Source organism: Micrococcus sp. APC 4021 (assembly GCF_030407635.1).
Taxonomy (GTDB): domain Bacteria; phylum Actinomycetota; class Actinomycetes; order Actinomycetales; family Micrococcaceae; genus Micrococcus; species Micrococcus luteus.
This window is the reverse complement of sequence record NZ_JASDCZ010000017.1, coordinates 19,039-28,124: the sequence shown is the minus strand read 5'-3', so window position 1 is coordinate 28,124 and position 9,086 is coordinate 19,039. Positions and strand designations below refer to the sequence as shown.

13 protein-coding genes are annotated in these 9,086 nt (G+C 71.3%); 5 read left to right on the top strand and 8 right to left on the bottom strand.

The window, feature by feature from the left end:
* Window positions 1–436, bottom strand: a 436-nt coding sequence (locus QL983_RS03015; protein ID WP_290151187.1) for a PHP domain-containing protein, incomplete at its 3' end; no start/stop codon positions are given.
* The gene (locus QL983_RS03010; RefSeq protein ID WP_036313205.1) at window positions 433–759 is read right to left on the bottom strand and encodes a DUF6504 family protein; all 327 of its coding nucleotides are present in this window, start codon (window positions 757–759) and stop codon (window positions 433–435) included. The genes QL983_RS03015 and QL983_RS03010, both read right to left, overlap by 4 nt.
* A 473-nt stretch (window positions 760–1,232) precedes the next feature.
* On the opposite strand from QL983_RS03010, the gene QL983_RS03005 reads away from it, so the two are divergent.
* On the top strand, window positions 1,233–1,952 hold the full coding sequence (locus QL983_RS03005) for a DUF6318 family protein (RefSeq protein WP_036313203.1): 720 nt from the start codon (window positions 1,233–1,235) through the stop codon (window positions 1,950–1,952).
* Between the two features lie 494 nt (window positions 1,953–2,446).
* Entirely contained in the window at window positions 2,447–2,917 is a 471-nt protein-coding gene (locus QL983_RS03000) for a PKD domain-containing protein (protein ID WP_036313201.1), read from the top strand.
* Between the two features lie 68 nt (window positions 2,918–2,985).
* Here QL983_RS03000 and QL983_RS02995 read toward each other — a convergent pair whose 3' ends face one another.
* The 4 genes from QL983_RS02995 to QL983_RS02980 all read right to left on the bottom strand — a co-directional run bounded on the left by QL983_RS02995 (window position 2,986) and on the right by QL983_RS02980 (window position 4,781).
* Window positions 2,986–3,231, bottom strand: a complete 246-nt coding sequence (locus QL983_RS02995) for a hypothetical protein (protein WP_036313199.1) — start codon at window positions 3,229–3,231, stop codon at window positions 2,986–2,988.
* Window positions 3,228–3,587, bottom strand: a complete 360-nt coding sequence (locus QL983_RS02990; protein ID WP_020628069.1) for a hypothetical protein — start codon at window positions 3,585–3,587, stop codon at window positions 3,228–3,230. Before QL983_RS02990 ends, QL983_RS02995 begins: the two co-directional genes overlap by 4 nt.
* A 92-nt stretch (window positions 3,588–3,679) precedes the next feature.
* On the bottom strand, window positions 3,680–4,531 hold the full coding sequence (locus tag QL983_RS02985) for an SOS response-associated peptidase (RefSeq protein WP_036313197.1): 852 nt from the start codon (window positions 4,529–4,531) through the stop codon (window positions 3,680–3,682).
* 1 nt (window position 4,532) lies between these two features.
* Complete coding sequence (locus QL983_RS02980) at window positions 4,533–4,781, bottom strand: hypothetical protein (protein WP_036313195.1); 249 nt, start codon at window positions 4,779–4,781, stop codon at window positions 4,533–4,535.
* Window positions 4,782–4,985: 204 nt separating this feature from the next.
* Between QL983_RS02980 and QL983_RS02975 the strand changes: the two genes are divergently transcribed.
* The 3 genes from QL983_RS02975 to QL983_RS02965 are packed head-to-tail and all read left to right on the top strand — an operon-like array spanning window position 4,986 to window position 7,389.
* On the top strand, window positions 4,986–6,080 hold the full coding sequence (locus tag QL983_RS02975; RefSeq protein ID WP_036313193.1) for an S-(hydroxymethyl)mycothiol dehydrogenase: 1,095 nt from the start codon (window positions 4,986–4,988) through the stop codon (window positions 6,078–6,080).
* Complete coding sequence (locus QL983_RS02970) at window positions 6,080–6,736, top strand: MBL fold metallo-hydrolase (protein ID WP_036313191.1); 657 nt, start codon at window positions 6,080–6,082, stop codon at window positions 6,734–6,736. The genes QL983_RS02975 and QL983_RS02970 overlap by 1 nt, the downstream gene beginning before the upstream one ends.
* 32 nt (window positions 6,737–6,768) lie before the next feature.
* Window positions 6,769–7,389, top strand: a complete 621-nt coding sequence (locus QL983_RS02965) for a uridine kinase (protein ID WP_036313189.1) — start codon at window positions 6,769–6,771, stop codon at window positions 7,387–7,389.
* A gap of 31 nt (window positions 7,390–7,420) precedes the next feature.
* On the opposite strand, the gene QL983_RS02960 is transcribed toward QL983_RS02965, so the two are convergent.
* Complete coding sequence (locus tag QL983_RS02960) at window positions 7,421–8,188, bottom strand: lipoate--protein ligase family protein (RefSeq protein ID WP_036313186.1); 768 nt, start codon at window positions 8,186–8,188, stop codon at window positions 7,421–7,423.
* Window positions 8,185–9,051, bottom strand: coding sequence for a thioesterase family protein (locus tag QL983_RS02955; RefSeq protein WP_036313183.1), 867 nt, complete (start codon window positions 9,049–9,051; stop codon window positions 8,185–8,187). The genes QL983_RS02960 and QL983_RS02955 overlap by 4 nt, the downstream gene beginning before the upstream one ends.
* Between the last annotated feature and the right edge of the window lie 35 nt (window positions 9,052–9,086).

Below are 9,086 nucleotides of genomic sequence, written 5' to 3'. Positions count from 1 at the left end.
CGGCGGTGGGGACACGGCCGGCCGCCGCGGCGGCGAGCTCGGCGACGCTGGCCCAGGGGCTGCCACCTGCCGCTCCCCCGGTGGTGCGGGCGTGGGCGGCGGAGACGAGCTCGCACAGGGAGCGGTAGCCGGAGCCGTGGCAGCCTCCTCGGGCCAGCACGACCACGCGGCCGGCGTCCTCGTCCTCGCTCCACCGGACGGCCAGGTCCACGCCCACGATCGGGGTGATGCCGTGGCGCAGGCAGGCGCCCACGTGTTTGGCCATGCCGTAGAGCCCGTCCCGGTCGGTGCAGGCCAGCAGGTCCATGTCCGCGGCCGCGGCGGCGGCCACGAGGTCCTCGGGCCAGCTGACCCCGTAGTGGGCGCTGAACGCGGAGGCGACGTGCAGGTGGGCGAAGGGTGCGACGGTGCGTCCGGCCGCGGCGGCCCGGCTCATGCCGACCGCCTCAGATCCTGGGCGTGCTCGTGGACGCGCACGAGCCGCCACCGGCCGGAGTCCAGGTGGTGGGCGACGTCGAGGGTCTGCAGGGGCGCGGCGCCGGCCCGGGCCAGGCGGACCTGCAGCCGCCACATCTCGTGGTCCACGAGACCGGCGCCGCGGCCCTTCTCCGCGCGGACCTCCTCCGCCCACCAGCGGCGCCGCTCGAACCAGCGCATGGGGCGCTCTGCGAGGACGTAGTCCCGCCCGTTCCAGCGCAGCCCCTGCGGGGTGCCGTCTGCCCCGCACTCCACCGCCACCGACTGTGTGAGGACTCCCATTCTGCTTCTCTCCCTGTGCACTGCTGACCGGACCGACGACGGGGTGCCGTCGGGCGATGGGAGCGCGGCCCGTCCGGCGGACCGGACGCGGGGAAGAAGTGGGAAGGTGGGGCCGCACCCCCGATCGTACTCGAACATGTGTTCGAATGCGATGGGTGCGAACGTAGGGCAGCCGCCGGACACGTTAAGGACGCATGACCCCGAGACGGGCGAGGCCGGGAACGCCCTTTCGTGAGGCCGGCTGACCGAGTCCTGGCCGTGGGTCTCGAACCCGACCCTGGGGCGCACATGCACGAGAAAATCGTCTCTGGGCCGGAAGAAGTGCGCCGGCACGGCCCTGTGGACAATGCGAGCAGGACCACAATCCGTCTGCGTATACTCCGAACCAACCGGGCCTCGCATACCACGGGCACCGCACTGCGGGATCAGCGCGGGAGGCGCGGACACACGACGGACATCCAGTTGGAGGGGAAATGTCTCTCACCGCACCCGGGCGCGCCCTGCGCCGCCACCGATTCGCCCAGGCCGGCACGCTCAGCGTGGCCTTGGCGCTCACGCTGACCGCCTGCGGCGGGCAGTCCGAGCCCGCCGAGTCGTCGACGACGTCGCCCTCGTCCGCCAAGCCCGCCGTCGAGACGTCCGCGCCCGCGAGCACGAGCGCGACCGCGGGCGTCAGCTCATCCCCCACGGCCACGGAGAGCGGGTCCGGCGAATACGTGCCCGCGTCTGCCGACGGCCCCGCGCGGAACGTGCCCAAGCCGGAGATGCCCGCCGCCATGAAGGAAGAGACCAAGGAGGGCGCCGAGGCGGCGATTCGCTACTTCTGGGAGGCCATTTACTACACCGACCAGACCGGGGAAACTGCTGATTTTGATTCGACATACAGCGAATACTGCGAGCTTTGCCAAGCCGTATCCGACTCAACTGCCCAGCACTACAAAGAAGGTGGCTGGTCAACGGGAGAGCACACCTCGATCAAATCGTTAACTCTCACCCCGTCAGAGTTTGGCTACACCGCTACTCTTGTTCGTGACGCATCCGCTGTAGATGTCTTCGACTCACAGGGCGTTAGAGACGACTCTGCCAGTGGGGCGGAAACTCACGACGAGACCTGGCTGGCCGACGTAGTCTACGAACCCTCCAAGGGCCACTGGGTGATCGATGAAATGCAAAATCAACAGGATGCGCAATAATGCTTTCTATCTCGCGTATTCTGATTGCAATAGCAACTGCCTGCATCGCCCTAACGCTGATTCAAGCGCCATCGGCGCACGCACAGCGCGCGAATACCTGCACCGATGTTCCCATTAGCGGCAAGCGAGAAGACGTCGAATTTAGGATTCGAACGCAGTGCAAGAAACAGTCGCGAACACAGCCCCCTCAGCCGGCCTCCGAACCGGTATCCGAAGTTACCGCTCCAGGAGCCAGAGAAAAGCCGGCAATCGAGCAGCGCACTGTAGACGCCTGTTTCCCGAATCAAGAAAACAATTCCGATTTTGGGACGTGTCGCGAACAGACCGAGGCCTTTTGCCCAGAAGGGGCATGGGTACGTGAGCAGTTCGTCGACACAACTCGCCCAGATAGGGATCCCTACTACAGCCGGCCGGAATGCGTTACTGCGGTTTCGCCAGGCCCAGCAACAGACGGCGCCCCGCCCGTCTCCATCGACGAGGTCCGCACGCTCCTCGTGCTGAAGCCTGAGATCCGGTCGGACAATGGCGGACGCGGGATCCGCAATGCGGAGACCAACTTCTACGCAGACGCCGAGACGCGCACGCTCGTCACCACCCTCAACGGGGTCGAGGTCGAACTCCGCGCCACGCCGGTGAGCTTCCGCTGGGACTACGGGGACGGGTCCCCCACCAAGACCACCTCGGTCGCAGGCCAGAGCCAGCCGGAGTTCAACGTCCCCACCCCCACGAGCCACGTGTACGAGGACACCGGGCAGTACACGGTCCGCCTCACCACCGTCTACATCGGCGAATACCGGGAGGCCGGGGGCGAGTGGGTGCTCATCCCGGGCACCATCAGCCTCGACTCGGCCCCCGTCACCGCGGACATCTGGCGCACCATCACCCGCAATGTCGCCGATGACTGCAGCGTCGACTCCTCAGCCTGGGGCTGCACCGGCCCCATCGAATCCACTCCGGCCGGCTGAGCACAGACCGCGGGGCGGCCGACGGTCTCCCGTCCACCGCCCCGCGGCCCACTCGTCGGGCAGGTGCGTCAGACCCGGCGCACCCACCCCCGGGCCAGGAACACGAGTCCCGCGCCGACGGCCGCGAGCGCTCCGAGCGCGCCCGCCGGCACCTCACGCCCGGTCTCGACCGTGTCCGGGGTCGTGTGGGCGTCCTCCCCCGCCGGCACGTTCAGGGCCCGGGGCTTCTGCCCATCCGCGAGCGACTCCACGAGTGCGAAGACGTCGGACCGCTCCGCGTCCTGGGTGATGATGACGTCCTCACTCCTGGTCACCCCGTCCAGCGACCAGTCGCGAACGAGGCGGTCGTCGGTCGGGTATGTCGCGTCGGCGAGGTAGTGAAACCCGGTGAAAATTCCAACGCGGTGTCGCGCCAGAGGGTGCCCCAGCGCGGACCCCACGAGAGTTCCGCGACCGACGCGTCGTCGCCCTGGCGCTTGGACCACAATGGCAGCTCCACGCCCGGCTCGGCGTACTTCAGCGCGAGGACCCGCTCGGGGTAGTCCCCAAACACGGGGTCGGCCCGGCTGTGCTCGCCCCACGCGTAGACGAGCCCGGCAGAGGGGCCTCTGTTGCCCTCCGGAATGCCGGCGGTCTCGTCGTCGAGGGCGGCCACCGGGGTGCCGCCCACGGACAGGGTGAACAGGAGATGACCGTCTCCGGCCTCACCGCGGCACCGCGCTTCCGCGTCTCACGGGCAGGTCATCCCCGTCGCCCCGTCTCTCAGAGCAGCGTTCCCTGCTGCTCTCTCATCTCCTGGATCAGTTCTGGCCCGTTGTTCCGGACGTTCCCCACGGCGCTCCCCACGGGCCGCAGCGACCAGCCCGCCGCGACGTCGTACGCGCCGGCGCACACCTGGCCCACGAGGGCGTCGGCTTCTTCGGCAGACCCGAGCGTGTCCGGAGCGAGCCACCGGTCCATCGTCTCGGCATCCATGGGCACGGGCAGCCGGTCGTGCAGCTGGCCGAGCGCGGCGAGCACCGGATCGTCGTCGTCCGCGTCGGGCGCGGCCATGGTGAGGATCGTCGTCGAGAGGACCCAGGCGTCCTCCCCCGCGGCCTTGGCCTCGGGGTCCTGCCACCACTCGTACAGGCCGGCGAACCAGATGACCGGCCCCTCGCCGTCCCCGGCCCCGGCCGGGTGCACGTAGTAGGACTGCTTCTTCGCGGCCCGCCCGTCGGGACCCTTGGCACCAGGCTCCGGCGCCTTCCACTCGTAGTAGCCCTCCACCGGCACGGCGCAGCGGCGGGCGCGGACGGCGGCCCGGAACGTCGGCTTGGAGGCCACGGTCTCCGAGCGCGCGTTGAACGCACGGGACCCCACGGACAGCTCCTTCGCCCACGGCGGCACCAGGCCCCAGCGGGCCACGTGGATCCGCCGGGTCACCCCGGCACCGCCGTCGCCCCCACGGGCGCCTCCGGCGCCGACGTCGTCCGCGTGCGCCACGAGGATCGGCACCTCGGCTGTCGGCGCCACGTTCCAGCTCTGGCGCAGCACCAGGTCCTCATTCGCCTCGGCATCGCCCAGGGCCACCAGGTCGCTCGTGGCGCGGGCCATCACGTAGCGGCCGCACACGTCAGCGGTCCCTCCCGTCCCGGCCGCGCTCGACATACATCCACGCGATGCCGAGGGCGAAGCCCATCATCGCGCAGCCGATCACGGTGCCCCAGGGCCTCTCGGTGCCCAGTCCGAACACCACGCCCAGCCCGACGCCGATCAGCAGCCCCACCAGTGGGATGCGCCACTGAGCGAGCGTGCCGGCACCGGCCGGAGCCCCGGCTGGAGCCTCGTGGGCCTCGTCCTCGTCTCTGCCATGTCGTGCCACGGTTCGCCCCTCCGTTCACATCGATGTTGCGGCTCAGGTTGCAGTCTCCCCCGGCCACTGCGGTGACGCCACACACCAGGCCCCCGGCTGCTCACCGATGCGTCGCACAGGGTCCTGTGATGGGATGGGCAGAACGAGCCCGCACGCCGCGCCGCCCCACGCATGCGCGGCGTCGGGCAGAACCCCACCACCAGGAGGAACAACGTGTCCCAGAAGGTCCGCGGCGTCGTCGCCATGGCGAAGGACGCCCCCGTCACCGTCGAGACCATCGTCATCCCCGATCCGGGACCCGGCGAGGCCGTCGTCGACATCAAGACCTGCGGCGTCTGCCACACGGATCTGCACTACCAGCAGGGCGGGATCGGGGACGAGTACCCGTACCTGCTCGGCCACGAGGCCACGGGTGTGGTCTCCGCGATCGGCGAGGGCGTCGACCACGTCAAGGTCGGCGACACCGTGATCCTCAACTGGCGCGCCGTGTGCGGCGAGTGCCGCGCGTGCCGGAAGGGCGAGCCGAAGTACTGCTTCAACACCCACAACGCGACCCAGAAGATGACCCTCGAGGACGGCACGGAGCTGTCCCCGGCCCTGGGCATCGGGGCGTTCGCGGACAAGACGCTCGTCCACGCCAAGCAGTGCACCCAGGTCGACGGCGTCGACACTCCCAAGGAACAGGCCGCGGTCGGCCTGCTCGGCTGCGGGATCATGGCCGGCATCGGCGCGGCCATCAACACCGGCGAGGTCAAGCTCGGCGAGTCCGTGGCCGTGATCGGCTGCGGCGGCGTCGGCGTGGCCGCGATCGCCGGGGCGAAGCTCGCCGGCGCCACCACGATCATCGCGGTGGACATCGACGCCAAGAAGCTCGCGAAGGCCGAGGAGCTCGGCGCCACCCACACCGTGAACTCGAAGGACGAGGACCCCGTGGAGGCCATCCGCGCGGCGACCGGCGGCTTCGGCGCCGACGTGGTCATCGAGGCGGTCGGCCGCCCGGAGACCTACGAGCAGGCGTTCTACGCCCGGGACCTGGCCGGCCGCGTCGTCCTGGTGGGCGTGCCCACCCCCGGCATGGAGCTGAAGCTGCCCCTGCCGGAGGTGTTCGGCCGCGGCGGCGCGCTGAAGTCCTCGTGGTACGGCGACTGCCTGCCGGAGCGCGACTTCCCGATGCTCGTGGACCAGTACCGCCTGGGCCGCCTGCCGCTGGACGAGTTCGTCACGGAGACCATCGCCCTGGATGAGGTGAACGAGGCCTTCGAGACGATGAAGTCCGGCGACGTCCTGCGCTCGGTGGTGGTGCTCTGATGGCGCGCATCGATCACCTGGTCACCTCCGGCACGTTCTCCCTGGACGGGGAGACGTTCGACGTGGACAACAACGTGTGGATCGTCGGCGGCGCGGAGCAATGCGTCGTCATCGACCCGGCCCACGACGCCTCGGCCGTCTGGAAGAAGGTGAACGGCCGCCAGGTGCTGGCCATCGTCCTCACCCACGGCCACGACGACCACATCCGCCAGGTCCAGGAGTTCCGCCAGATGGTAGACGCCCCCGTGCTGCTCCACCCCGCAGACCGCATGCTCTGGGACGACGTCTTCCCCGACGAGGAGCCCGACGGCGCGCTCGCCGAGGGCGACGTCCTGCGCGTGGCTGGCGTCGAGCTGCGGGTGCTGCACACCCCCGGTCACTCCCCCGGCTCGGTCTGCCTGTACGCCCCCGCCCTGGGCGAGGCCGGCGACGACGGCGCCCCGACCGGCGTCGTGTTCTCCGGCGACACCCTGTTCCAGGGCGGGCCCGGCGCCACCGGCCGCTCGTACTCGGACTTCGACACGATCATCGAGTCCATCCGCGAGCGCCTGCTCCCGCTGCCGGAGGCCACCGTGGTCCACACCGGCCACGGCGACTCCACCACGATCGGCACGGAGAAGCCGCACCTGCAGGAGTGGATCGACCGCGGCCACTGAGGACGCGCCGAGGTGGGGAAGAATGGTCCCCCGTGACCATCCTCCCCGCCTCGCCACCTCCCTCCGTGATCCTGCTCGGCGGCGCGTCGGGCTCCGGCAAGTCCTACCTGGCCCGGCAGCACGGCCGACCCCACCTCTCGCTCGATGCGTTCTACCGTCCGCAGTCCGACGACGGCGCCGCGGGTGGGCCCGGCCCCGTGTTCCCGCGCACCCCGTATGGCGAGATCGACTGGGACCACCCCGGAACGTGGGATGAGCAGGCGGCCGTGGACGCGGTCGTCGAACTGCTCGAGGAGGGCGCCACGCGCGTGCCCGACTACGACATCTCCACGTCCTCCGTCCGCGGGCACAGCACCGTCGCGCTCGAGCCGGGCGGGGTGATCGTGGCGGAGGGCATCTTCGCCGAGCGCATGCCCGCCGCCCTGGACCGGGCCGGAGTCCGCTACGCGGCCTGGTACATCGACCAGGCGCGGACCACGACGGCGGCCCGCCGGTTCGTGCGCGATGTCGCCGAACGCCGCAAGCCGGTGCCGTTCCTCGTGCAGCGGGGCTGGTCCCTGTACCGGACGGACGCGGCGCGCCGGGCGGCGGCCGTGGCGGCCGGCTTCACCCCGCGACGCAAGCGGGAGATCATCGCGGATCTCACGGCCTGACGGGCCGCCCGCAGCCGGGCCGCCCGTGCCCTCAGCCGGCGGTGCCCGCGGTGAGGACGGCGAGCTGCTCGTCCACGACCTCGAGCCCGGCGGCGGCCCACGCCGTGTACTCCTCCCGCAGGGCCGCGGCGAACGCGGGAACGCTCACCCCGGGACGCACGTCCTCGGCCGCGCCCGCCGTACGGGGATCCATGTCCAGGCCGAGCTCCCGGTAGACGTCGACGAGCACGGCCCGCAGCGGGGCGGGGTCGGACACCACCACGTGGGTGGAGAACAGGAACGCCCCCTTCACCACCCGCTGCGCGGAGCCGGCCAGCTTCACCGGGTATGTCGGCGCAGGACCCTGCACGGAGAACTCGCCCGGGCAGTACTCCCCCGGAATCTCGCCCACGGAGGCGGGCACGTCCATGCGCGCGAACGCCCGCACGAACAGGTCGGCGAACTCCGCGAACCGGGCCTGCTGCGTGAGCGCCGCGTCCTCCTGCTGGCTCAGGTGGTCCACCACCAGGCAGCCGTGGTGGTAGGCCGCCGCCCGTCCGCCGGCCCGGCGCACCACCGGCTCGAAGCCGTGGGCGCGGGCCGCCGCGGCCGCGGCCTCGAAGCCGGGCAGCCGGGCGTCGCGCTGGCCGAACGCGACCGTCGGTTCGGGCACGTACACGCGGATCAGGCCGTCGAGGGCCCTTCCCTCGGCCGCGGCGGCGCGGAAGACGGCCAGCTCGTCCATGGCCCAGTCGAGGTCTTCGACGGCCCCGAGGGTCCGCTCCTGCACGGCCCAGCGCAGCCGGGGAGCTGCGCTCACAGGCCGCCCTCGGCCGGCCAGGAGCGCAGGGTGAGGGTCTGCTCGGCGTGGGCGAAGGGGCCGTCGTCGTCGTGGAGGACGGTGCTGGTCAGGCCCACGCCGTCCGGGCCCACCGTGACCTGCCCCGCGAGGCCGAGCCAGTGGCCGGTGGGCTCGCGGTACAGGTGGATCTGCAGGTCCACGTTGGGGAAGAACCACCCGCCCGGTTTCGCCGGCAGGGCCGGGGCGATCCCGTTGGCCGCGTCGGTGAGGCTGATCAGGCGCACCAGGTCGCTCGTGCTCTCCCCCGCCACCATCTCGCGGTCCGTGGTGAGCCACACCCGGCCGTGGCCCGGCCCGTGGCCGGGCAGGACGACGCCGTCGAGGGAGGCGATGTACCCGCCTCCCCATCCGTGGAGCGCGTTGTGCGACTGCGCCTGCGAGCGCGGCGGGAGGGGCTCGTCCGGCAGCTGGGCGACGGCGGAGGTGTCCGAGGTGGACAGCAGCCAGGCGCGCAGGGTCAGCACGGTGCGGCCCCGGGCGTGGAGCACGGACTCGACGAGCTCGATGGTGCGGCCCGGACGCAGGGTGCGCGTGACCACCTCGAGCTCGCCCGACCAGAGCGTGCCCAGGATGTCGTAGGAGAGCCGTCCCACCCGCAGCCCGGGAGTGGTCTCGTGCGCAGCCACCTCGTGCAGCAGCAGGCCCGAGACGGCGGCCATGTGCATCTCCTCTTCCCGCCATGCGCCCTGGGCGTGCACGGTGGAGCGCACGCGGGAGGTGCGGACGCCGTCGGCGTCCACGGTGGGCTCGCCGAGGCGGACGTAGAAGGCCAGGGGATCGCCGGCGACGGAGGTCGCGGGGGTGGAGGTGATGTCGGTCATGGGCCGAAGTCTGCCAGAACGACGACGACGGCCGG